This is a genomic window from Aquimarina sp. 2-A2 (assembly GCF_045505135.1).
GTDB classification, from domain to species: domain Bacteria; phylum Bacteroidota; class Bacteroidia; order Flavobacteriales; family Flavobacteriaceae; genus Aquimarina; species Aquimarina intermedia.
Genome location: NZ_JBJKFI010000001.1, coordinates 710668 through 735076, shown reverse-complemented (window position 1 = coordinate 735076; position 24409 = coordinate 710668). Strand labels below are relative to the sequence as shown.

The window sequence follows — 24409 nt, the reverse complement described above, 5'->3', positions numbered from 1 at the left end:
ACTTCTACATTATTTGAAATACTCCCAATCCTTCCAAACTACTTCAAGTCCTTTTTCTCTTAGCATTGCAGTAACCTCTTCGGTCGAACGTTCATCTGAGATCTCAAATTGTTCTAAAGATTGAGGTGCTACAGCATAGCCCCCCGGATTGGTCTTGGATGCCGCACTAATCGAGGTGATTCCTAAATCCACTATATGTTCTCTAAATAGTTCACTCTCCCGGGTTGACATAGACAATTCCACATCTTCATCAAGTAATCTAAAAGCGCAGATAAGTTGCACTAAATCTGCATCTGTCATTTCAACTTTAGGTTCTAAACCACCACTGTGCGGACGCAATCTTGGAAATGAAATAGAATATTTTGTCTTCCAATATGTTTTTTGCAAATAAAGCAAATGAAGTGCCGTAAAAAAGCTGTCAGCCCGCCAGTCCTCTAAGCCAAAAAGCGCTCCCAGTCCGATTTTATGAATTTGAGCACGACCAAGGCGATCAGGAGTCTCTAATCGATAGTAAAAGTTTGACTTTTTGCCCTTAGGATGATGTTTCTTATATTCTTTTTGATGATATGTTTCCTGATAGACAAGTACCGCATAAAGACCTGCTTCAATGAGTTGTTCATATGCTTCCTGATCCAACGGTTGCACTTCAATAGTTATATTAGTAAAGTGAGAGCGAATAAGTGCTATAGCATTTTTAATATAATCAACACCCACAGTTTTATTTGCCTCTCCCGTTACTAATAGGATATGATCATACCCTTTAGATTTAAGATAGGCCACTTCTTTCAGAATTTCGGCATCTGTAAGCGTACGTCTGGGTATTTTATTAGTCATACTAAATCCACAATAGGTACAAATATTTTGACACTCGTTACTCAAATACATGGGTGCATACATCTGTATGGTGTTTCCAAAACGATTTTTGGTAATCCTATTACTTTTTTGCGCCATTTCTTCTAAAAAAGGACGTGCTGCCGGTGATAACAACGCTTTAAAATCCTCTAAATCCAATTGGTCTGAGCTTAGGGCCTGTAAAACATCGGTTTCTCTTTTTAGATAAATGCTCTGCAAAACGTCTTTCCATGTATAGGAGTCAAAAAGATCTCTAAAAGTTTTCATACGTATAGGGTTACTGGGTCTGACATTAAAAATTACTGCAGAAAGGAGGTTAAGGGGCTACTGGCTGTAGCGGTATCTCGAAGCGGAGCTAATTTTGAGGTGTATGCTAATCGTCCTGCCTGCACCCCCAGTTTAAATGCTTGTGCCATGGCTACTGGGTTTTTACTAACCGCAATTGCGGTATTTACCAAAACCGCATCGGCACCAATTTCCATAGCATGAGCTGCATGCGAAGGGCTCCCAATCCCAGCATCTACAATTACCGGCACATTGCTCTGAGCGATTATGATTTTTAAAAAATCCAACGTTTTAAGCCCTTGATTAGTGCCTATAGGGGATCCCAAGGGCATAACACACTGCGCTCCCACCTCTTCCAATCGTTTACACAATACTGGATCGGCATGAATATATGGCATCACCACAAAACCGAGTTTTACCAACTCCTCTGCCGCGAGTAATGTCTCAATAGGATCGGGCAACAGATATTTCGGATCCGGATGGATTTCAAGTTTAATCCAATTGGTTTCTAAAGCTTCTCGAGCCATCTGTGCCGCAAAAACTGCTTCTTTTGCAGATCGAACTCCTGACGTATTAGGCAACAAATTAATTTTGGGATGCTTCAGATATGTGACAATATCTTCATCTTTATTTGTTATATCAACGCGTTTTAACGCTACTGTAACTAGCTCACTTTCTGCTGTTATCAGTGCATCTTTCATTAGTTGTGAAGAGCTAAATTTTCCGGTTCCCGTAAATAATCGGGATGAGAATTCTTTATTTGCAATCTTAAGTATATCCATAGTGCGTAGTAATTTAAAGTCAGGTCTATGCGATTAGGTTTTTGAGCGCATTTATTTTTTCATCAAAAGAGTCTCCCTTCGTCAACAAGCTTGATACTGCAATTCCTGATATTCCTGTTTTCATTAATAATTCTACATCATTCTCTGTGATGCCTCCAATAGCAACCACAGGAACTTTAAGCTTATGATGTTTAATTGTGTCCAAAATCTCCTGATATCCCATGATACCCAGTACCGGACTCAAATCTTTTTTAGTAGCTGTATAGCGTAACGGTCCCAAACCCACATAATCCACCTTCTCCTCAAAAAGTTTTATACAATCCTCTGCTGTGTTTGCTGTCCCTCCTATGATAGCATTATTTCCTAATATTTTACGAGCCTCTTTTATAGTCATATCATGAGTCCCCAGGTGTACACCATCGGCTTGCGAAGCTCTTGCAATACCCACTGCGTCGTTAATAATTAAAATTGCTTCGAATTGATCACAAAGTACCCGGCACTGCAAAGCTGTTTTCAAATGAATAGCGAGATCAACGTTTTTTAGTCGAAGTTGTATCCATCTTACTCCTGCTTTGCACACTCGCTCTATATTAAGAAGGTGATCTTCGGGAGTTAATCCCTGAGAAATATACTGTAGTTGATGCATAAATGTTTTATTGGTTAGGTAGTAAAAGTTTAGTATTGTTGATGATAACCTAAAAGACTTTCGTTTGAGGTTAAAAAGGTTTCAATATATTGCTTTCCTTTTCTGCAGGCTTCCTCTAGACCAGAACCTAAAGCCAAATATCCAGCAATTGCAGATGATAAGACACATCCACTTCCATGTTTTTCAAAACAATTCTTATTGAATGGTTCAAAAATAATATGCGTACCGTCTGTCAAGAACAAATTATCTTGTCCAACAGAATCTTTTCTATGACCACCTTTTAAAAGAATATTGGTGCTATTGCTAATCAGCTTCAGCGTTGCTTCAATTGTTTTTTCCGGATATAGTGTTTGAATTTCATTAAAATTAGGTGTCAGAAGGTATACTTTTCCTAAAACCTCATCAAACTCAAACAAATTGTTATGAAAACTAAAATTGGAACTGGAGCTCAACACAGGATCGAGTATAATTTTGATCTCGCTGTTTTTTACCAATACAATATCTAAAAGTTGATTTAACACACCCCAATTCTCAACAATTCCAATTTTGACAACATCGATAGTAAATCGTTTGAAAAGTATATCAATTTGATTCTTCATTACGTCGATATCTGTCCAGTGACATGATTGAAACTCAGTGTCATTTTGCACAGTGTTGGCTGTACATACCGCTAAACCATACACCTTTAGCGCTTCAAAAGCTTTGATATCAGCTGTCAGTCCTGCACCACCAGAAGGGTCAAATCCCGCTAAAGTTAGCACATAAGGTCTTTTCTCTACTGACTTCATTTTCATTTATTTAGCTTTATGTGGTTATAAGCATTTTTAATAGTATTGAAACTCTCCAAAAAATCCGTTGTATTCCATATACTACCTAATACGCCTACTCCTTTAAACCCAAGATGAAAAGCTGTTGTGATAGTTTTCTCATCAATTCCGCCCAACCCAATAACAAGCTCTTTTATATGAGATACGTTAAAGGATTTGCCCTTATATCCTGCTTTAGATATAGCATCGAAAACAGGACTGAGAAACATATAGTCGTAGTGAATAGGAGAGGTCACTATATCTTGTGGATTATGAAAAGAACTGCTTACTTTGTAATCGTACAGGATAAAATCCAACACATACTCCTTCAATTTATCTCCTAAATTGACCCGATGTTGCTCTTGCAGGTGCGCACCTCCTAAGTTAAATTCTACAACCAGTTCATGAAACTGGTGCAACATTATTTTCTGATAATGATCCGGATTAATAGCATTCAGCAAATATCTGTAACCGTTTACATTCATAGAGGGCTTACGTACATGCAAATATTCTAACCCATGATCAAACAATTGATTGATTTTAGTTGCTTCGTCGTCAAGCTCTTTTTCTGATGTCAAAACAATGAGCATAGAGATAGTATTAAAAATTCCTTTTAATTCATACGCCTTTTATTCGCATACTACAGATACACTTCACTTCCTTTTTCTTTAAATTCTGCCGCTTTTTCCTGTAACCCCTCTTCCAATGCGTTTGATGCTTCTATTTCTTTTTTGGCAGCATAATCTCTTACTTCTTGCGAAATCTTCATTGAGCAAAACTTTGGCCCACACATACTACAAAAATGAGCTATTTTGGCCCCTTCAGCCGGCAAGGTTTCATCGTGATATTCTCTAGCTAATTCGGGGTCCAATGCCAAGTTAAACTGATCGTTCCAACGAAATTCAAAGCGAGCTTTACTTAACGCATCATCTCGATGTTGAGCTCCCGGATGACCTTTTGCCAAATCTGCAGCATGCGCTGCAATTTTATAGGTAATCACACCGGTTCGCACGTCTTGCTTATTAGGCAAGCCTAAATGTTCCTTGGGCGTAACATAGCATAACATTGCTGTTCCGTACCAGCCAATCATAGCCGCTCCTATTCCAGAAGTAATATGATCATAGCCCGGTGCAATATCTGTTGTCAATGGACCTAAGGTATAAAACGGCGCTTCTCCACATGCTTCTAACTGTTTATCCATATTAGCTTTGATCATATGCATGGGTACGTGTCCCGGACCTTCAATAAAGGTTTGTACATCGTGTTTCCATGCTATTTTAGTTAACTCTCCTAAGGTTTCCAGCTCTGCGAACTGCGCCTCATCATTGGCATCAGCTATACAACCCGGACGCAGACCATCCCCAAGAGAAAAAGCGACATCATATGCTTTCATAATCTCGCATATTTCTTCAAAATGTGTATAGAGAAAACTTTCTTTATGATGAGCTAAACACCATTTGGCCATTATAGAACCACCGCGTGAGACGATGCCCGTAATTCGCTTGGCAGTCATAGGAACATACGCAAGTCTTACTCCGGCATGAATGGTAAAATAATCTACACCTTGTTCTGCTTGTTCGATTAAGGTATCTTTGAAAATTTCCCAGGTCAAGTCCTCGGCTTTTCCATTTACTTTTTCCAGTGCCTGATAAATCGGCACTGTACCTATAGGGACTGGAGAGTTACGAATAATCCACTCGCGTGTTTCATGTATATTGTCTCCTGTAGAAAGATCCATAATATTATCAGCACCCCAACGACATGCCCAAACTGCTTTTTCAACTTCTTCTTCAATACATGAGGTGGTCGCAGAATTACCAATATTCGCATTTATTTTTACTAAAAAATTGCGCCCTAAAATCATGGGCTCGCTCTCGGGATGATTGATGTTAGAAGGTAAAACCGCACGTCCTCTGGCAATTTCATCTCTCACAAATTCTGGTGTAATGACATCTGGAATATTAGCCCCAAAATTTTGACCTGTATGCTGTTTTGAGAGTTGTTTTACTTCTTGTAATTTTTGATTTTCTCGTATGGCCACATACTCCATCTCTGGCGTTATAATCCCTTGTTTTGCATAATGCATTTGAGAAACATTTTTGCCTTCTTTCGCCTTTTTGGGTTTATGCAGATGGTTAAATCTCAAATGATCCAAATTTTTATCCTTAAGCCGCTGGTTACAATAAGTAGAAGAAAATTCTTCTAACTGTTCCACATCATTCCTTTTTACAATCCACGACTCTCTAATACGCTCAATCCCATTGTGGACATCCACATTTTTTGCAGGATCTGTATAGGGCCCACTCGTATCATACACCGTTACCGGTTGATTCGGTGTTTTTTTCTTTGTGTAACTATCAGTAGTATCTTCGAGTTGAATTTCTCGCATTGCCACCTTAATCTCCGGGTGCATTGTCCCGCTGACATATATTTTTTTTGATGCAGGAAATGGAGTCGTTGTTATAAAGTGTTGTTGTGGTGCCGTGTCTTGTTTTTTCATAATACTATAATTAAACGAGTTTACTTGATGTCTTAGATTAACCGCCTTGCGTGGCTTGGATTATTGTAATTGTGTCATTTTCTTGAATCTGTGTGGTATCCCAGCATGCTCTGCTAACGACACAGTTATTTTGCGCAATGGCGATACCTTTGTCGCTAATGGACAATTGATTAAGAAGATCTCTTAGTGTACTAAGAGCTTCAATTGTTTGAGATTTGTGATTTAAGGTTATGGTCATACAATAAATATTAGTAACCATAAACTTCAAGAGGGACATAATTAATATGTCGTAGAAGAATTTACTATTGCAAAAACATTGCATAGTAACTTTTCCCTTCGGCGGTATTAGCCGCATCAGGTTCAAAGGGTATTTCTCAGACCTAACCTAAGTTAAGGACACCCCCAAAGTTTATGTTATAAAAATAAGGAAACTAAATCAATATTTACCCCTAAATAATTCAATAGTTCCCTTATTGGTTGTTTAAAATTTTAAAGTCGCCCCTACCAAAATGTTGATGCCGGCTTGTGGATAATATCCAACACCTTCTACTGTGGTAATGATTCCCGGTGTACTAAAATCATCGTCGTATGTATAAAAATATCCATTAGACTCGTAGGTTTCATCAAAAACGTTATTTACCAATCCTGTTAATACAATAGAATTAAATACAGGAACCTTGTTCAGCTCGTAAACGATATTGAAATCATTCACAAAAAAAGCATCTAACTTTGAAGTTTCACTATCTATATTCCCCATGTATTGTTCACCCACATATTTGGATAAAAATCCAATTTGTAAATTTTTTAGCGGACGGTATAGAATCATATTTCCTGCCACTACTGAAGGTGAATACGAAATATCAGTATCTCCAAGCTCCACTAAACCACCGTCACGCGTAGTGACAAAATCTTTGTTTTTATTTGTGCTTAGTGCAATGTTCGGTTTAACACTCAACTGATCGGTTATTGTAATATCAGCATCTATCTCGATTCCTAACCTATAACTTTCTCCACTGGTTGTTCTCTCAAAATTACCCGTATCATCCAACGCTCCGGTAAGCACCAACTGATCCTGATACCACATATAATAGATATTAGTATTGATGATTGTTTTAGTTTTTTGAAATCTCCAGCCCAGTTCTATATCATTTAACCGCTCGGCAGTATAAATTTTATTTTCAAAATCCGCTCTACGTGGTTCCCTGTTAGCTACAGCGTATGAAGCATACAGTTGATTGGAGATGTTTAATTGATAGGTAGCTCCCAACTTTGGATTGAAGAAATCATAGCGTTCATCAACCTCTAGCGGTGCCCTGTCAGAAGTTAAACCACTAGTTTCATAAGCAACAAAACGCCCTTGCAAATCTAAAAATGCACTCCATTTATTGTTGATTCTGTACGTAGCTTTACTAAAAATTGATATTTCTTCCTTCTTACCGTTACCAAAATAATAACGATCGCGTATCTCTGAACCTCCTGCATTTTGAGCCCAAATTACTTCACCGAAATGATCTCCGTCGTAATAACTATAAAAAGCTCCGAAATCGACATCAATTGCATTATTTTTATAATTGGCGGAAGCATTTACTACGTAAAAATCATTGTCTAACCAACGTCTGCGTATTAAGTCAGTTGTATTTATGGAGTCTGTTCCCACAACTATTGGTTCAAAATCATAGTTCTCAAAGTCCTGATCTTCCTTGTATTGTTCAAAATAACCCCTTCCGTAGGTATAATTTAGTCCCAGGTTTGTTGACCAATGATTATTATATTTTTGATTCCAATGTAATTGATAATGATCTTGCTTGTAGTTATCTACTTCGTTATCATAAAAACGATTGTTCCCGTTTTCGTCAGTATATGCACCAACAGAATTGAACGTTCTATTTTCTTCTAAAGTTGTTGGGTCGACTCCGTTCCATGATTGATAGGTTATTTCATGTCCCCCAAAAGTGATGGCCTTGATCAATGTATTATCATCAACATAGGATCCCTGAAGGTAATATGATTTTAAATCCGACGATGCCCGGTCAATGTATCCATCTGATGCTATCGCTGAAAGTCTACCCGCTATTTCGATATGCTCATTAAGGAGTCCGGTACTAAATTTTACATTGTGTCTTCTGGTGTTAAAAGAACCGAAGGAATTCGCAATTTCTCCGTAGCCTTCTTTTGAAACTGCATCGGTTAGTAAATTTAAACTGGCACCAAATGCGCCGGAGCCATTTGTGGAGGTTCCCACACCGCGTTGCAGTTGCAAGTTTTCAATTGACGAAGAAAAATCAGGTAAGTTGACCCAAAATGTTCCCTGGCTCTCCGCATCATTAAATGGAATTCCGTTAAGTGTTACATTCACTCGCGAAGCATCGCTTCCTCGCACACGTATATAGGTATATCCCACACCTGCACCTGCATCAGAAGTAGTTACTACTCCGGGAAGATAATTCAATAAAACAGGGATGTCCTGTCCCAAGTTACGGGTTTCAATTTCTTTCTTTGAAAGGTTAGAATGCGTTATTGGCGAATCAGCTTCCACACGAACAGCTTTTACTAAAACTTCCTCCAATTTTTCTGATACTGGAGGGATGCTGTCATTTTGGACGGTTTGCGCAAAAGCGGCACAGGTGCTTAAAAAACTGAATGCTATGCATATACTATTTTTCATTCGTAAAACTATTACGAATAAAAGGGGTAATTATTCTATGATTTATTATTGCTTAAAAAGTGAGGGATTTGAGTATAGTTCATATCAATGATTTTTATATACTCCTATCACTCGTTGTCAAAAGATCACTAGATCTGTTGACACCGTCGTCCCTTGGCAGCATTACCTGCCCAGGTTCATCGGGTATAATCTCAGCCTTTAAAAAAGCACCCCTTATGAGATAAGGGTACAAAAATATCATGTTTGAGGGATTTATCATACCTTTAATAGAACTAAATTTTTAAGTTACTTAATTTTGTAGCTTGACATAGCTTATGAAAAACACGAAGAGATCAGTAACTTTTAAAATTGTAGCCAGCTATATCCTAGCGGGAGTACTTGCTGTGATTGCTTTTTGGGTTATATATCGACAGATAAATAACTATACTCAGATTACTGAAATAAAAAATAAAAATAACGAAAAACTTTTCTTAGTTGGAGAAACGTTGACCGGGCTCTACGAGGCAGAAAGTTTAACACGTAACATCATACAAACAGCAGATGTAGAAAAATTTAAAAACTACAAGGCAAAAATTGATACCATACTTCAAACTATTCACAAAGTCTCTGCCATATCAGAAGACAGTCTTCAAACCGTCAAAATCGATAGCTTGAGGCATTTGATTGACAGTAAAAACAAGAATTTTGAAGAGCTAATCAAGCTGTATAAACAACGAAAAGAAAAAGGAATTTATGCAACAGCGATTGATGAGTTAAAAAAGGCAAATGAATCTTTTGACGATTCTAATTATGAAAAACGTTTTAGAAGTCTGGACCCACAGTTTCGAAAATCAGTTGTTAACATTATAAGCTTAACGAAGGAAGATAATGCCGAGCGACTTACTAATCAAACCTTAGACTCCCTAACCACAACAGTAAGACAAGTACTGACTGAATTAGAAGAGCGTGACAAAAAATACAAGCAGCAAATTTCGCAGAAGGAAAATAACCTTTTAGAAAAAGATCAAGTGATTACCCGTCAATTACGGGATCTTTTAGCTACTATTGAACAAAATGAACGCAATGAATATTATCAACGCCTTGAGGCTTCCAGCCAAATGTTGGATAAAACCTCTAGAATAATAGTAATAATTGCACTTACAAGTCTTTTAGTGGCTATTGTCTTCCTATTTTTAATAATTAGAGATGTATCGAGAAGTCAAAAGTATAGAATCGCGCTTGAAGAGGAAAAGGCTTATAAAGAATCGCTGTTAAAAACGAGAGAAACCCTTATTAATACCGTTACCCACGATCTTAGATCTCCTCTCAACACCGTTATTGGATATTCGGATTTACTCGAAAAAACTGAACTGAACACCAAACAGGAACACTATCTCGATCATTTGAAGAAATCTTCTGACTATATTCTTCATCTAGTGAATGATTTGCTGGATTTATCTAAACTGGAAGCGGGACGGATGGTCATTGAGGAATTACCTTTTACACCAAAAAATGTCATAGAAACTACGGTTATAAGCGCGATACCAATCAACGATCCAAAAAAATTGGATATTCACCTTCATACAGAAGAGAATTTGACAAGACAATATCTGAGCGATCCCTTCAGGATTAAACAGGTTCTTACTAATTTAATAAATAATGCATATAAGTTTACGGATAGCGGGTCCATAACTGTTTCCAGTAAAATATTAGAGAACGGCGTTTCAGAAAAACAGTTGATTATAAAAATAAAGGATACCGGTATCGGCATCACTGAAGAGCAGCAAAAGCATATTTTTGAAGAGTTTTCTCAGGGGGATGATAGTACAGAAAAGCAATATGGCGGTTTTGGGTTAGGGCTGGCAATTACAAAGAAAATTATCATGTTGCTCCAAGGTACCATAAGTCTAGAGAGTACGCCTGGAAAAGGCAGTACTTTCACCGTGGCTATTCCTGTAAAACGCAGTCATATTTTATTAGTAGAAGAGGGTTCTGACCATAAAAATTACAATGCTCTAAAAAATCGATCTGTGCTCTTGGTAGACGACGATCCTACGCAGTTAGCACTTACAAGTGAGGTAGCAGACTTAGCGGGATTAAAGTACGATAGTGCTCAGGACGCCCAAACTGCGTTGGCGCTAGCCGATGAAAAAAATTATGATCTTATTTTGACCGATATTCAAATGCCGAGAATGGACGGTTTTGAATTGCTCCATGAGTTACGAAAAAATGAGAAAACAAAATCTATTCCTGTAATCGCATTATCGGGCAGAACAGATACCACCGACGCGGATTATAAGAAGGCCGGATTTGTATATAGTTTACGCAAGCCTTATGCTCCTAATACTCTTTTACAACTTATGGCACATGCTTTAAATATCAATATTACACTTGCAGAAACAGAACCAACTGCCGATCCGTCGAATTCTGATACAAAAAATAAACAATACTCTTTAAACGATTTAATGATGTTTGCTCAGGGAGATTCTGAAAGTTTATATGCCATATTAGATACTTTTTATGATAGCACCCAAACGAACTTGAAACTTCTAAAAGAAGCAGTTCGCAGCAAGAATGTGGAAGAAATAAAATCAATTACTCACAAAATACTTCCCATGTTTAGACAAATAAAAGCTACGGAAGTTGTAGAACTGTTAGAACGCTTGGAGCAGCCCGACAATTATGGGGTTTCCAATAAGGAAATTTATAAGCTCACAAAACAAAGTATTACAAAAATCTTGTTTCTTATCGACAAACTTAAAGTTGAAAATTAAAGACTAATATCGTATTGTTTTAGCTTGTTATACAAAGTTTTACGATCAATTGACAACATACGTGCAGCTTTAGCCTTATTTCCATTTGCTTTCTCGAGTGCATCGAGAATTAGCTCTTGTTCGTTTTGGTTTTTGAATAACCCATAGGTATTTTTAGTAGTTGCCGTAGCATGAGCAATATCACTTGGCAAAACCTCTTGTGCCACCCAATCATTTTGGGTCAATAACACCGAGCGTTTTACTATATTTTTGAGCTCTCTCAAATTGCCCGGCCAGCTATATTTCTTAAAAGATTCTAACACCTCATCCTCAAAACCAACTACATTCTTTTCTAGTTCTTCATTTGATTCTTCAAGAAAATAGTTAGCAAAAAGCATAAGGTCTTCTATACGCTCTCTTAAAGGTGGGACTTTAATCGAAAATTCATTGAGACGATGATAAAGATCTTCTCTAAACTCACCTTCTTTAACGGCATTACTAAGATCCTCATTGGTTGCTGCAATAACTCGTATATCAACTTCTATTTCTTTATTACTCCCCACAGGTTTTACTTTTCTTTCTTGTAAAGCTCGTAATAATTGAACTTGCAGTTCGTAACTCAAATTTCCAATTTCATCAAGAAATAAGGTGCCTCCATTAGCTGCTTCAAAATGCCCAACTTTATCATTCACAGCACCAGTAAACGACCCCTTGATATGACCAAAGAACTCACTGGATGCAATCTCTTTAGGTATTGCTCCACAATCTACTGCAATAAAAGGTTTTTCTGCACGATTACTAGCCTTATGGATACTACTTGCAATATATTCTTTACCCGTCCCACTATCGCCAATGATTAAAACTGACATCTTGGTTGGCGCTACCAGGGCAACATATTCATTTAACTTTTTTGACGCATCACTAATTCCCTTGACAAAAGAAGTATCGTTTTTTTTTGAAGCAACAACTTTCTTCTTATCTTTTGGCAGCTGTTGGGATATTTCTTGCTTGCTTTGAGAGATAGTACTGTTGTTAGTAGCTACTTGTTTTTCTTGTTTGAGAGCACTATCGATCGTCTGAAGTATTGTATCAGGATTAAATGGTTTGGAAACATAATCAAATGCCCCTTGTTTAATAGCGGTTACTGCCATATTCACCTCTGCATATCCTGTCATTATAATTACTTGAGTAGTCGCATCCTTTTGCTGAATTTCTTTAAGCAAGGTGATTCCGTCTCTGTCAGGTAATCTTACATCGGTCAATACTACGTCATAAACATGATCCTGAATCTTAGAGGAAGCCTCGCTACCTGAAAATGCTGTGGTCACTTCATAATTCTTTTTAGCTAAAAAGGTCTTAAGCATTGTACAAAAAGCTACATCATCTTCTACAATCAATATTTTGGACATATTCTCTGAAATTGAAAAAATTATACCGCCATTAAGCAGTATCACATATTAGTAAGACAGATATGGGAACGTTCTATTTTAAAACACCCAAAGATAAGTAGATATCCTATAAAGTTAATGCTTTTTTAGAAGTCGTTAACGTATTGCAAGTAAAGAAATGAAAATAAAAAAGAGACTCTTGGGATCGAGTCTCTTTTTAGCACTAAACAACTTTATATCGCTTTATGGTTGTGAAACGATATTCCTTTTCTACCCCTAGATTTAAGATTTGTCGTTTGGCTTAATCCATTCGCCTTTAGCGCTTGCAAATACAACTTTTGTGAAGTTATCTTTGTTCACAAGAACAATCTTATAAAGCTCATTCTCTGAAATATATGCTTCTTTAATTCTAAAATTTTCAAAATCAACAGCTGCTTTATCTTGAATTGCCATTGGTAATTCAACAATTTCAATAGCGCGAAATTTCAAATTTTCAACTTCCTTAGCTTCCCTCATTACGCTTAGTTCTTCCTTTTCTTGAGCCTGAACACCCTGTGCTGAAACAATACCAATTACTGCTAAAAATATATAAGGCAACTTCTTCATAGGAACTAGTTATAAACTATTCTACATGTAAGTAATAGTAATAACTGTTCCAAAAAACAAAAACAACCATAAATACATTTAACATATTGTAATTCAATAACTTAATAAAATAGTTAATTTTATGGTTTTTTAATAATCATAGAGGATTACCCAAAATTGTGTGGATTTTTTACACATTTCTACTATAAAGAACTCAGAAATCCGGATTTCTTCGATTTTCTTTACGTTGTGACTGTTTTTTCTTACTGTCAAGCCGTTTTTGAATGCTCGCTCGGGAAGGTTTTGTAGATTTTCTGACTTTTTCTCTTACTAGAGAAGCTTTCAACATTTCCAGTAGGCGTTGGATTGCCAAATTTTTATTGCGGTGTTGATTGCGACTTGCGTCACATGATAGTTGTAAATACCCCTCATTAGAGATTCGTGACGCCAGTTTACTGCGAAGGCGTTGCTTCTCTTCTAACGTGAATCCTTGAGAATTGTCAATATGCAGTCGAACAACAATTTTGGTTGACACTTTATTTACGTGCTGTCCTCCTGCTCCAGAACTACGTGTTGCTTTAAACTCTAACTCTTTTAATAGGACGTCTGTCTTCACGAAAATAATTTCACCTGATGCGCGGATTTCAACAGATCATTAACTGATTTGACTGGATTAAATGTTGTTAACGGTACTTCCACAAAAACACTTATCCAGTTGGACATGGCACCATTCCACAATCCAGGAAGTTCCAAGGCTTTTAATCGTCGTCCGTTCATAGTTTTTGTGGTAATAAAACCCGCATCGGGATCCACAAAATCTAATAGATTGAATTTTTCTCCTTTGTAATTTCTCACTCCACAGACCAAATCTACTGGGTTAAAATGTGTAGCACTGGCTAAAATATCCTTTTGTCTACGATCATTTTTGTTAATTTGCGGAGCTTCGATTATCTGTAGTACAACACGACCGTTTTCTTGTTTTACCCAAAAAGGACCTCCTCCCGGTTCACCTTCATTAATAACCATGCCACAAACTCTGATAGGTCGATTCAAAGATTCTTTTATGAATAGGACTTTAAATTTATCAGAAAATTTATCAAAATCTAAAGGTAGCCGAACATTTAGTTCTTCAACAAGGAACTGTTTTATTTGTTTTAGCTTTTCTTCGGTAGGTACCTCTTTATCTATACACTTTAGTATATCAAAAACTTCTTGTTGAATTTCTAAAAGCTTACCTGCTAATACTTTTTTGAATCCTGATAATTCATTTTGATACTTACGAACTACTACATTATCTATATTTTTAATATAAATGATATCTGCATCAAGATCATTGAGATTTTCAATTAAGGCTCCATGACCTCCTGGTCTAAATAGCAATTCTCCGTTTTCAAGTCTAAAAGGTTCATTCTCCATAGTAACCGCAATGGTATCGGTTTCCGGTTTTTGGAATGAATAGGAAATGTCAAATTTTGTTGCTGTTTTTGCTTCTACATCCTTTTGTATATGTTCAAATTCTTCGTTGAAGGCTTCCAGATGTTCTTTTGAAATTGTAAAATGTATTTTTGAAGCCTTATCACCATTGACATTGTAACCTGCAGCTTCATAGAGATGCTCTTCAAACGCTGTGGCGATTCTTTCAGAATACTTATGGAACGGTAACAGCCCTTTGGGATACCAACCATAATTTAATCCCTTTTCTCTAAGCATAACCTCTACAAATAAATATAATTGTTCCCCTTCAGTTAGGGAGTCAAAGTCAGGTGAAAGTTGCTTAACTTCATTCATCACTGTATTGTAAAAAGGAAATTTCTCTAATCCAATTAAAAACAATCGAATAGCATCAGCCTTTTCATGATTGGTATATGAGTTTAAGCTCTCTTTATCGGCATCATAGTAATCCAAAAACCGAAATAGCTCTTTAAACATTCTGGATGCAGCTCCGGAGGCAGGCACAAATTTGATTGTCTCCAAATTCTTCACTTTTTTCTCATAGCGTTCAATTAATTCTTTTTGATATACTTCAGAGAATTTTGTGATTCCGTTTTCCGGTGTTGCAGCACTTCGTAGAGCAACAAACGGAATTTCATTTTTAAAAATTTCAATTTGGGACAATACTTTGTCAACTGTTAGTCCTTTTGATTTTATTAATTTAATATCGTTATCTGTAATATTCACTTTTTAAATTCTTTAAGAGTATCAATAGTCGTTATAGCTTTCGCCAATCTTGTGGATTCATCTCCTTTTAAAATAACATACGGTCGATTTTCACGGTCTAAAGCGTTTTTAAAATGTTGAAACATTACTTCTCGCTCGTCTGGTTTATCCCGTAGGTCATCTGGAATCCATGGGGTATCAATATAAGTTAAAAGATATAAATCGTAAGAATTCAAACGTGAAAATTTATCTAAAAGTTGCGGAACCTTTCCGTCGAAATATACTTCAGAATACACTTTGGTCTCCAGTAAATCAGTATCGCAAATCAAAATCTCCGGATTTTGCCGCACAGCTTCATTTTCCAGATTCATTTGACCTATTGCTATTGGCAACAAATCCTCATATGTGCAAATTTTCTTTTCCTTGTCCCATTTCTCTTGCAGGTAAGGACGCGCATATTCCTCAATCCATAACGTATCATAATGCGATGCTAGTTGCTTACACAAGGTTGTTTTTCCAGTAGATTCTGGTCCAAAAACAACTATTTTTAAGCAGTGGCTAGGGTGTTGTTTAAGTTTTTCTTCCATGATATATATCCGAAAATTGCAATGACAGTGAAGATTAAATATTGTAAACTGGTAAAGGTAAACCCTTTATAGAAGTATAATGGTATAGAAATAAGGTCTCCAATAATCCAATAGATCCAGTTTTCAATTTTACGTTTTGCCATTAACCACATCCCTACAAAAAATATAGCGGTAGTGATGGTATCTACATATGCTGTCCAGTCATTCCACTTGTCAAAAATTTGATACACAGAATACACAAATATTATGGTGAGCATTCCTATACCTAATTGTATCCATTGCTCCTTTTTGGTTGTACTACTGATTGGCGTCACGTTTGTATCATCAACTTTTCTAGTCCATATATACCACCCGTAAATACTCATAACAAAATAATACGCGTTAATGAGTAAATCTCCAAGAAGTGACCATTTAAACAGAAGATATACAAAAATACTTGTGCTGATAAGACCTGTCGGATATACCCATATTTTATTCAATCTTGCAAAATATACACTTAGAATTCCAAAAAAAACGGCTATAATTTCCAGCCATATATGCAGCAAGGTATACGACCTGTATTGACTAAAGAGTATTTCAAAAATTTGGTTCATAATCGCTTCTATCACTTTTAACCAATTTCATATACACTAAAACATTGTCCATTGTTCCAAAAGCGATTTTTATTTCCTTTGTAAGAAACCCCATAACCTCATCATAATCCCCGTAAACCTGTGTACTTAAAGGATTCTCCAATACGGTAAATTTGGACGCTCTCAAAACTTTTATAAACTCAATAATATGAGATTCAAAGTCCGTTTGCAAAGGGGTCAAGGTTAATTCTATCGATATTTTCATTGGTTACATTATTTTATTTGCAATTGAACCATTTATCTATAAGGTTGCGCATACACACAGGTAAAATCCTCAAACTCCATAAAGCTAATGTCGTAATAAGAAATTTCTTCCTTGTAATTTATACTACCCGCAGTAAATGGCATTCCTAAGTCAAAAGGAACGATGTCAATATGCTGCTCAAAACTCAAACCAGGTGTAGCATATAGCTTATATAGAGATTCCTTTGCTCCCCAAATGATGGTTAGTGCACGAACTTTCTGGTCATGATTGGCCACGAATTCGGTTTCAGAAGAAACAAATTTATGAGCAATTCGTTCAATCTTATCACGCTGCTTTTCAATATCTATCCCTACCGGTTTATCACTGATTATAATCGCTGTAAAAATAAATGAATGTGTAATCGATATATGGCGTCCATCAACAAGATGTGGCTTTCCAAATTCATCATAAAACAAATCATGATCGGTATAACCAAACATCGCCAGTAAATGTCTAATACTCATAAAACCTCTGCGATGCAGATCAGATTTCATATTATCAACACGTTGTCGGCAATTATCGGTTAGCGAAATTCCATCACTCAACCACTCAAAAGATTCTTCAATCTTCCAAATCAATATATTAGTGTTCTCGTCTACTGTTATAGTTTTGTAAAGAGGCATTTAGATTTTTAAAGTTATTACGTACCTTTGCAAACCAAAAAATGTATAAAAAATATGTTTTTTGGACACAACGAATTTAGAATAAATTAGCACGATTTACTAACATAATTGTGCAGTATAACTAAAAGATACATTTATGAGTACTAAAACATTGCCGTACGTTCCTTACAAGGTTAAAGATATTTCACTGGCAGCTTGGGGAAGAAAAGAAATTGAATTGGCTGAAGCTGAGATGCCTGGATTAATGTCTTTGCGTGAAGAATATAAAGATTCTCAACCTTTAAAAGGAGCACGTATAGCCGGATGTTTACATATGACTATACAAACAGCCGTACTTATTGAAACGCTTGTTTCTTTGGGAGCTGATGTAACCTGGAGTTCTTGTAACATCTTTTCTACGCAAGATCAAGCAGCAGCAGCTATTGCAGACGCAGGTATACCGGTATATGCTTGGAAAGGTATGAACGAAGAAGAGTTTAACTGGTGTATAGAACAAACCTTATTTTTTGGAGAAGATCGTAAACCTCTAAATATGATTTTAGATGATGGAGGTGACCTGACCAATATGGTCCTTGATAAATATCCTGAATTGGCAGAAGGAATCAATGGATTATCTGAAGAAACTACAACCGGAGTTCATCGCTTATATGAGCGTATGAAGAACGGAACGTTGCCTATGCCTGCAATCAATGTAAATGACTCTGTTACCAAGTCAAAATTCGACAATAAATACGGCTGTAGAGAAAGTGCTGTAGATGCTATTCGCCGTGCTACTGACACGATGCTGGCAGGGAAGCGAGTTGTAGTGTGTGGTTATGGAGATGTTGGTAAGGGAACTGCCGCGTCGTTTAGAGGTGCCGGATCGATTGTAACTGTAACCGAAATTGATCCAATCTGTGCATTACAGGCGGCTATGGATGGTTTTGAAGTAAAACGTTTAGAGACTGTTATCGGAAAAGCTGACATTGTTATCACAACAACAGGTAATAAAGATATTGTACAAGCAAGACACTTTGAAGCCTTAAAGGACAAAGCGATTGTATGTAACATCGGGCATTTTGATAACGAAATCGATATGGGCTGGTTAAACGCTAATCATGGAGACACAAAGGACGAAATCAAACCACAAGTTGATAAATATACTATTAATGGTAAAGATATCATTATACTTGCCGAAGGTCGTCTAGTAAACTTAGGTTGCGCAACTGGGCACCCAAGTTTTGTTATGAGTAACTCCTTTACCAACCAAACACTTGCTCAGATTGAATTATGGAATCATCCTGAGAATTATAAGAATGAAGTCTATATGTTACCAAAACATCTTGATGAAAAAGTAGCAGAATTACACTTATCAAGACTTGGAGTAGAATTAGAAAAACTACGTCCAGAACAAGCTGAATATATTGGTGTGACAGTAGACGGACCATTCAAGCCAGAGTACTACCGATACTAGTAAGAAAATGATGGTGCTTTTTGAAGTTTACAACGCTTCGCTTTTAGCATTCGGATAAATAAAGAAACCCTTGCCACTTGGCAAGGGTTTTGCTTTTATATTACTATTGTGTTACTTGCGTTTTCTAAAAATATAACTCATCCAAACCGGGTCGTTCTCCTCAGAAACTATGGATTGTCTGTCCACAAACTCCCAATTTGCGGTATTCATATAATTAAGTAAATCAGAAGAACCTTCCAGTTGTTCGAGTTGCTTAATAGTTATTTGTTTACCGACTAGCGATTTTTGTTCTTGTACCTTAATGCGCTTGACTCTACCACTATTATTTGCTTTTTGAATAACAATAACTTCGAGATAATCATATTTAGGAATCTCTTGAGCTATTGAGCTGTTTGAAAGAAAAAACAAAAAACTACTTAGTAAAATGATATTGACAGAATATTTCATAATTGATATAGATTAGGAGTTCCTAAGATAGGCATAAATAAAAAACCCTATTTAAGTTTGACTTAAATAGGGTTTTTATAAAATCTAATCCTACTATCTATGCCTCAAAAGGAACTATAGAAACGTATGATTTATTGTCTTTTTTCTTAGTGAATTGTACCATACCATCAACTTTGGCATGCAAGGTATGATCTTTACCTGCATATACATTTTCACCTGGTCTATGTGCTGTACCTCTTTGTCTAACAATGATGTTACCAGCTACGGCTGCTTGACCACCAAATATCTTAACACCTAAGCGTTTTGATTCTGATTCCCTACCGTTTTTAGAACTACCTACTCCTTTTTTGTGAGCCATTTTCTTAAGATTTTAAAATGGTTAGACTTATTTTTGCAAAGCAGCAATCAGATCAGCTTTCTTCATTGAAGAGATACCTTCGATTCCTTTGCTTTTTGCCAAATCTTTCAACTGAGCAACAGTCATTGAGCTCAAGTCTTCAGAATTATTACTTTCTTTTTTGTCCTCTGCTTTAGGTGCTGCTTTTTTAGCTTCTGTCTTAGAAGATTTTTTTGCACCAGATGCATCGATACTTTCAATTACGATTTCAGTTAAAGCCTGACGATGACCGTTTTTAACACGGTAACCTTTACGTCTTTTCTTTTTGAAAACAATAACTTTATCACCTTTAAGGTGCCTAGTGATTTTTGCTCCTACTAGAGCTCCATCTATAGCCGGGGCGCCAAGGTTGATTGAATCACCATCACCAGTCAAAAGAACTTTGTCAAAAGAAACTTTGTCTCCTTCTCCTCCTGGTAAACGATGTACAAACACTTTTTGGTCTTTTGCAACTTTAAATTGCTGCCCTGCTATCTCTACAATTGCGTACATAGCGTAACGTTTAATAATTAAAAATATAGTACTACCTATTTTATAGGCGGGTGCAAATATACTCTTAATTAATTAAACAACAAATGTTTTATGATTTTAACGGAGGAGAATTAGGGCTTTTTTTTACATTCCAACTATCTTTAAAGAGCTGCATAAAAGAAAGTGTCAAAACAAAGGTGGTCGCAAATCCCATGATTGCAGCAACAAATACCACTATCCCAACACCAACATGATAATGACTACTCCAGTTATCGAGCATCATGGGTAAGAAATCAGGGTTAATATTAGTAACATAAATAGCAAAAAACACCGTGAAGATTATAGTTGCATTAAAACCGGTTAACAATCCAGCCATAAAACCTTTTTGATACTCAAAATTACTTCCCTTTTCCGCTTTATATCGTTTCATGACCGTATACAATCCTAAGGCCACTATAACGCCATTGCCTAAACTAAAAACCGGCTTGGTCTGTACCCCGAATAACGAGAGTAACATGAAATAAACTATCAATCCTACTGCTATAATTATTCCATAGGTTATTGGAAGTGTTGACCTTTTCATAAAAAATAAATTAATTTTATTAATCTAATATAAACATTATCAAACCTATGGTTACTTAAAGACCTGTTAATTTTAGGTTGGCTTCGCTATAAGTTTCTTTATTTTACTGTAACGAATTGCAATCTTTTTTTACTTATAAGAAAACTTATTATTAGAACCAATGAAAAATATACTACACACCCTTGCCTGCGGACTTTTTATTTCGCTTTCAGGCAACAGTCAAGAAGTAGAATTTACAGAGTATGACCTTAAAAATGATTTGCATGTAATTTTACATCAAGATAACTCTGCACCCGTTGTCACCGTTGGAGTAATGTATCACGTAGGCGCAAAAGATGAGGACCCCGGAAGAACAGGCTTTGCGCACTTTTTCGAACATTTACTTTTTGAAGGCACTAAAAACATTGAACGCGGTAAGTGGTTTGATATTGTCTCGGCAAATGGCGGACGTAATAATGCAAACACTACGCAAGACAGAACGTACTATTATGAAACCTTACCCTCGAACAACCTTGAGCTTGCGTTATGGATGGAATCTGAAAGAATGCTCCACCCTGTTATTAATAAGATAGGAGTTGACACTCAAAACGAAGTAGTAAAAGAAGAAAAGAGACAACGAATTGACAATGCTCCCTACGGTAAAATAATTTATCGTACCGGTATCAATAAGTACATCTTTGAAAAGCACCCTTACGGTCAATCAGTGATCGGAAGTATGGAGGATCTAGATGCTGCTAAGCTAGAGGAATTCAAAGCTTTTAACCAAAAATTTTACAATCCTAACAATGCTACATTGGTAATCGCAGGTGATATCAATCTGGAAAAGACTATAAATTTAATTTCTGATTATTTTGGTCCTATTGCAAACAATGGTGAGAAAATTAAAAGATCACTCGTTTTTGAAGCACCAATCACTCAAGAGATTAAAGCAGTTGAAAAAGATGCCAATATTCAGGTGCCTGCTAAAATTTTAGTGTATCGCACTCCCAAACAAACCGACAAAGACGCGTATGTGCTAGATTATATTTCTTCAATTCTTACAGGAGGAAATAGTTCTCGTATGTATAAAAATATGGTAGAAGATAAAAAAATAGCACTTCAAGTACTGGCATTTACTGATGCTCAGGAAGATTACGGCACGTATATTATGGGAGCGCTCCCGCTTGGAGAGGTTGGATTAGACAAACTACAGGAAGAAATGGATACCGAGATTACAAAACTTCAAAACGAACTCATTAGCGAAAAAGAATTTCAAAAACTTAACAATCAATTTGAAAACGATTTTGTTAACGCCAATTCCAGTATACAAGGCATAGCTAATTCCTTGGCACGTTATCACACTTTGTATGGCGATACCAATTTGATAAATAAAGAAATTGAAATATATCGTAGTATTACACGTGAGGATATTCAACGTGTAGCCAAAGCCTATTTAAACAAAAACCAACGTCTTAATCTTGATTACTTACCAGAATCAAGCAACTAAAAAGAGTCAATAATGAAAAAATATATCATCTTACTTATAGCATGTACCTGTACCTCTTTGAGCAGTTTTGCCCAAATCGACAGGACAAAAATGCCAAAATCAGGACCTGCACCCACTTTAAATCTTGCTGAACCCCATGAAATGATCATGGAAAATGGTTTGACAGTTTTAATAGTAGAAAATCACAAATTACCAAGAGTATCTATCAGCTTATCTATTGATTCGCCACCTCATACCGAAGGTGATAAAGCAGGTATCAACAGTATTGTTTCTCAAATAATGGGCAAAGGAACGCTATCCGTACCTAAAGATCAATTTAATGAAGAAGTTGATTTTATAGGAGCATTTTTTAATGTTGGTGTTAGCGGCGGTTATGCTCAAGCATTATCAAAGTACACTGATAAAATTTTTACACTCTTTTCTGACGCAGCATTAAACCCTAATTTTACAGAGGAAGAATTAAGTTTAGAAAAGAAAAAAATCATCGAGAGCATAAAATCAGGAGAGAATAGCGCCGCGACTGTTGCCAATCGGGTTACCAATGCATTGGCATATGGTAAGAATCACCCTAAAGGAGAATATGCAACCGAAGAGACCATAAACTCAATTACTTTAAATGATGTCAAAACCTATTATCGTAATTATTTTGTCCCAGCCAATGCGTATATGGTAATTAGCGGAGACATTACGGTTGAACAAGCTGAAGCTTTGGTTAATAAACATTTTGTGACTTGGAAAGCTGCAAAAGCTCCTTCATTCGGAATTCCGTCTGTATCTGATGCGCAATATCGACAAATCAACTTTATCGATATGCCTAATGCTGTACAAACAGAACTTGCTGTTATGAATATTACCAATCTAAAAATGGCCGATAAGGATTATCATGCCGCCTTGATTGCAAATTACATTCTTGGAGGTTCTTTTGGAAGCTATATCAATATGAATTTGAGAGAAAAAAATGGGTATACCTACGGAGCACGATCTATTTTTCCTGTCAACAAATATCATAAATCAGCATTTAGAGCTGTGACCAAAGTTCGTAATGCTGTCACTGACAGTGCTGTGGTTGAGACATTAAAAGAAATAAAAAGAATTCGAACTAAAGAAGTTGATGATGAGATTTTAAAGAATGCAAAAGCTAAATTTTTAGGCGATTTTATTCTTGCATCAGAAAGTGATCGAACTGCAGCAACCCGCAGCATTGAGATAAAAACACAAGACCTCCCTCAGGACTTCTATAGAACTTTCATTTCAAAAATAAATGCAGTTACGAAAGCGGATATAAAACGTGTAGCCAATACTTATTTTAATTTGCAGAACGCAAGAATAGTTCTCGTTGGTAAAGCTAGTGACGTCCTTCCAAATTTAGAAAATATCACTTTTGACGATAAAAAAATTCCTGTTTTGTATTTTGATAAATACGGAAATAAAACAGAGAAACCACAGCTAACAGCGGAGACGCCAGAGGGAGTAACTGCACAAACTGTATTAGACGGTTACTTTGCAGCTTTGGGAGGAAAAGACAAGCTTAAAAAAATAAATTCTGTTTTCGTCACAGCAGAAGCTGCTTTTAATGGTGCTAGCTTAGGGTTATCCTCAAAAACCACGATCAATAACAAATCTGCTATTGAGGTAAGCTTTGGAGGTATGACTGTACAAAAAGTTGTCTTTAACGGCACCTCGGGATACGCTATGAATCAAGGACAACGACTTGAATACAACGAGGAGCAAATTGCGATGGCTAAACAAGAATCGTATCCTTTTGCAGAACTAAATGTTACTGATGCGGTATTAGAGAAAACGGTACCTTATACGAATGGCACAGCATATCTGCTAAAGCTTAACGAAAATAAGTCCGCCTATTATGATACTAAAACAGGTCTTAAAGTAAAAGATGTTACCATTAGAGATCAAGCAGGTACAAAGATTGAAATCGCAGTCACCTATGATGATTATAAAGAAGTTGAAGGGATTAAATTTCCTTTCTCAATTTCTCAATCTTTAGGTCCACAAAATATTGATTTTAAAGTAAAAGAAATCCAGTTAAACAAAAATGTATCAGACGAAGACTTTAAATAGTTTTCTTAC

Annotated in this window: 24 protein-coding genes and 2 riboswitches; of the genes, 4 read left to right on the top strand and 20 right to left on the bottom strand. The window is 36.4% G+C overall.

Annotation, left to right across the window (positions count from 1 at the left end; genetic code table 11):
• Positions 1 to 9 precede the first annotated feature (9 nt).
• From thiH to ACJRPK_RS03180, 8 genes are all read right to left on the bottom strand, one after another.
• A complete protein-coding gene (gene thiH, locus ACJRPK_RS03215) occupies positions 10 to 1119 on the bottom strand; it encodes a 2-iminoacetate synthase ThiH (RefSeq protein ID WP_407138406.1) in 1110 nt (369 codons plus the stop codon).
• 32 nt (positions 1120 to 1151) lie between these two features.
• On the bottom strand, positions 1152 to 1919 hold the full coding sequence (locus ACJRPK_RS03210) for a thiazole synthase (protein WP_407138405.1): 768 nt from the start codon (positions 1917 to 1919) through the stop codon (positions 1152 to 1154).
• A 25-nt stretch (positions 1920 to 1944) separates the two neighbouring features.
• A complete protein-coding gene (thiE, locus tag ACJRPK_RS03205) occupies positions 1945 to 2565 on the bottom strand; it encodes a thiamine phosphate synthase (protein ID WP_407138404.1) in 621 nt (206 codons plus the stop codon).
• Positions 2566 to 2594: 29 nt separating this feature from the next.
• On the bottom strand, positions 2595 to 3359 hold the full coding sequence (locus tag ACJRPK_RS03200) for a hydroxymethylpyrimidine/phosphomethylpyrimidine kinase (protein WP_407138403.1): 765 nt from the start codon (positions 3357 to 3359) through the stop codon (positions 2595 to 2597).
• Entirely contained in the window at positions 3356 to 3961 is a 606-nt protein-coding gene (locus tag ACJRPK_RS03195; RefSeq protein ID WP_407138402.1) for a thiamine phosphate synthase, read from the bottom strand. The genes ACJRPK_RS03200 and ACJRPK_RS03195 overlap by 4 nt, the downstream gene beginning before the upstream one ends.
• A gap of 50 nt (positions 3962 to 4011) precedes the next feature.
• Positions 4012 to 5871, bottom strand: coding sequence for a phosphomethylpyrimidine synthase ThiC (gene thiC / locus ACJRPK_RS03190; RefSeq protein ID WP_407138401.1), 1860 nt, complete (start codon positions 5869 to 5871; stop codon positions 4012 to 4014).
• A 37-nt stretch (positions 5872 to 5908) separates the two neighbouring features.
• Complete coding sequence (thiS, locus tag ACJRPK_RS03185; protein WP_407138400.1) at positions 5909 to 6109, bottom strand: sulfur carrier protein ThiS; 201 nt, start codon at positions 6107 to 6109, stop codon at positions 5909 to 5911.
• A 76-nt stretch (positions 6110 to 6185) separates the two neighbouring features.
• Positions 6186 to 6285, bottom strand: a riboswitch (TPP riboswitch).
• Between the two features lie 67 nt (positions 6286 to 6352).
• The gene (locus tag ACJRPK_RS03180) at positions 6353 to 8536 is read right to left on the bottom strand and encodes a TonB-dependent receptor (RefSeq protein WP_407138399.1); all 2184 of its coding nucleotides are present in this window, start codon (positions 8534 to 8536) and stop codon (positions 6353 to 6355) included.
• Between the two features lie 131 nt (positions 8537 to 8667).
• Positions 8668 to 8760, bottom strand: a riboswitch (TPP riboswitch).
• A gap of 90 nt (positions 8761 to 8850) precedes the next feature.
• Here ACJRPK_RS03180 and ACJRPK_RS03175 point away from each other — a divergent pair.
• Positions 8851 to 11289, top strand: coding sequence for a hybrid sensor histidine kinase/response regulator (locus tag ACJRPK_RS03175; protein WP_407138398.1), 2439 nt, complete (start codon positions 8851 to 8853; stop codon positions 11287 to 11289).
• On the opposite strand, the gene ACJRPK_RS03170 is transcribed toward ACJRPK_RS03175, so the two are convergent.
• The 8 genes from ACJRPK_RS03170 to ACJRPK_RS03135 all read right to left on the bottom strand — a co-directional run bounded on the left by ACJRPK_RS03170 (position 11286) and on the right by ACJRPK_RS03135 (position 17484).
• On the bottom strand, positions 11286 to 12677 hold the full coding sequence (locus tag ACJRPK_RS03170; RefSeq protein ID WP_407138397.1) for a sigma-54-dependent transcriptional regulator: 1392 nt from the start codon (positions 12675 to 12677) through the stop codon (positions 11286 to 11288). The genes ACJRPK_RS03175 and ACJRPK_RS03170 overlap by 4 nt on opposite strands.
• A 261-nt stretch (positions 12678 to 12938) precedes the next feature.
• On the bottom strand, positions 12939 to 13262 hold the full coding sequence (locus ACJRPK_RS03165; RefSeq protein WP_407138396.1) for a hypothetical protein: 324 nt from the start codon (positions 13260 to 13262) through the stop codon (positions 12939 to 12941).
• A 193-nt stretch (positions 13263 to 13455) separates the two neighbouring features.
• The gene (gene arfB / locus ACJRPK_RS03160) at positions 13456 to 13857 is read right to left on the bottom strand and encodes an alternative ribosome rescue aminoacyl-tRNA hydrolase ArfB (protein ID WP_407138395.1); all 402 of its coding nucleotides are present in this window, start codon (positions 13855 to 13857) and stop codon (positions 13456 to 13458) included.
• Positions 13854 to 15419, bottom strand: a complete 1566-nt coding sequence (locus ACJRPK_RS03155) for a DUF4301 family protein (protein WP_407138394.1) — start codon at positions 15417 to 15419, stop codon at positions 13854 to 13856. Before ACJRPK_RS03155 ends, arfB begins: the two co-directional genes overlap by 4 nt.
• Entirely contained in the window at positions 15416 to 15985 is a 570-nt protein-coding gene (locus ACJRPK_RS03150; protein WP_407138393.1) for an AAA family ATPase, read from the bottom strand. Before ACJRPK_RS03150 ends, ACJRPK_RS03155 begins: the two co-directional genes overlap by 4 nt.
• Entirely contained in the window at positions 15946 to 16578 is a 633-nt protein-coding gene (gene pnuC / locus ACJRPK_RS03145; RefSeq protein ID WP_407138392.1) for a nicotinamide riboside transporter PnuC, read from the bottom strand. Before pnuC ends, ACJRPK_RS03150 begins: the two co-directional genes overlap by 40 nt.
• A complete protein-coding gene (locus ACJRPK_RS03140; protein ID WP_407138391.1) occupies positions 16562 to 16822 on the bottom strand; it encodes a thiamine-binding protein in 261 nt (86 codons plus the stop codon). Before ACJRPK_RS03140 ends, pnuC begins: the two co-directional genes overlap by 17 nt.
• A gap of 32 nt (positions 16823 to 16854) precedes the next feature.
• Positions 16855 to 17484, bottom strand: a complete 630-nt coding sequence (locus ACJRPK_RS03135) for a 4'-phosphopantetheinyl transferase family protein (protein ID WP_407138390.1) — start codon at positions 17482 to 17484, stop codon at positions 16855 to 16857.
• Positions 17485 to 17620: 136 nt separating this feature from the next.
• Here ACJRPK_RS03135 and ahcY point away from each other — a divergent pair, with 136 nt between their 5' ends.
• Positions 17621 to 18937 (top strand): adenosylhomocysteinase, encoded by a 1317-nt coding sequence (ahcY, locus tag ACJRPK_RS03130; RefSeq protein WP_407138389.1) that lies wholly within the window; start codon positions 17621 to 17623, stop codon positions 18935 to 18937.
• 111 nt (positions 18938 to 19048) lie between these two features.
• On the opposite strand, the gene ACJRPK_RS03125 is transcribed toward ahcY, so the two are convergent.
• From ACJRPK_RS03125 to ACJRPK_RS03110, 4 genes are all read right to left on the bottom strand, one after another.
• Positions 19049 to 19384 carry a hypothetical protein gene (locus tag ACJRPK_RS03125; protein WP_407138388.1) on the bottom strand — a complete coding sequence of 112 codons (336 nt, stop codon included), beginning with the start codon at positions 19382 to 19384 and terminating at the stop codon, positions 19049 to 19051.
• Positions 19385 to 19481: 97 nt separating this feature from the next.
• Entirely contained in the window at positions 19482 to 19742 is a 261-nt protein-coding gene (rpmA, locus tag ACJRPK_RS03120; RefSeq protein WP_148781138.1) for a 50S ribosomal protein L27, read from the bottom strand.
• Positions 19743 to 19769: 27 nt separating this feature from the next.
• A complete protein-coding gene (gene rplU, locus ACJRPK_RS03115) occupies positions 19770 to 20273 on the bottom strand; it encodes a 50S ribosomal protein L21 (RefSeq protein ID WP_407138387.1) in 504 nt (167 codons plus the stop codon).
• A gap of 88 nt (positions 20274 to 20361) precedes the next feature.
• The gene (locus tag ACJRPK_RS03110) at positions 20362 to 20835 is read right to left on the bottom strand and encodes a DUF4199 domain-containing protein (RefSeq protein ID WP_148781136.1); all 474 of its coding nucleotides are present in this window, start codon (positions 20833 to 20835) and stop codon (positions 20362 to 20364) included.
• Between the two features lie 160 nt (positions 20836 to 20995).
• Here ACJRPK_RS03110 and ACJRPK_RS03105 point away from each other — a divergent pair, with 160 nt between their 5' ends.
• Both ACJRPK_RS03105 and ACJRPK_RS03100 read left to right on the top strand, forming a co-directional pair.
• Positions 20996 to 22321 carry a M16 family metallopeptidase gene (locus ACJRPK_RS03105; protein WP_407138386.1) on the top strand — a complete coding sequence of 442 codons (1326 nt, stop codon included), beginning with the start codon at positions 20996 to 20998 and terminating at the stop codon, positions 22319 to 22321.
• 12 nt (positions 22322 to 22333) lie between these two features.
• Positions 22334 to 24400, top strand: coding sequence for an insulinase family protein (locus ACJRPK_RS03100; RefSeq protein WP_407138385.1), 2067 nt, complete (start codon positions 22334 to 22336; stop codon positions 24398 to 24400).
• The last annotated feature ends 9 nt before the right edge of the window (positions 24401 to 24409 follow it).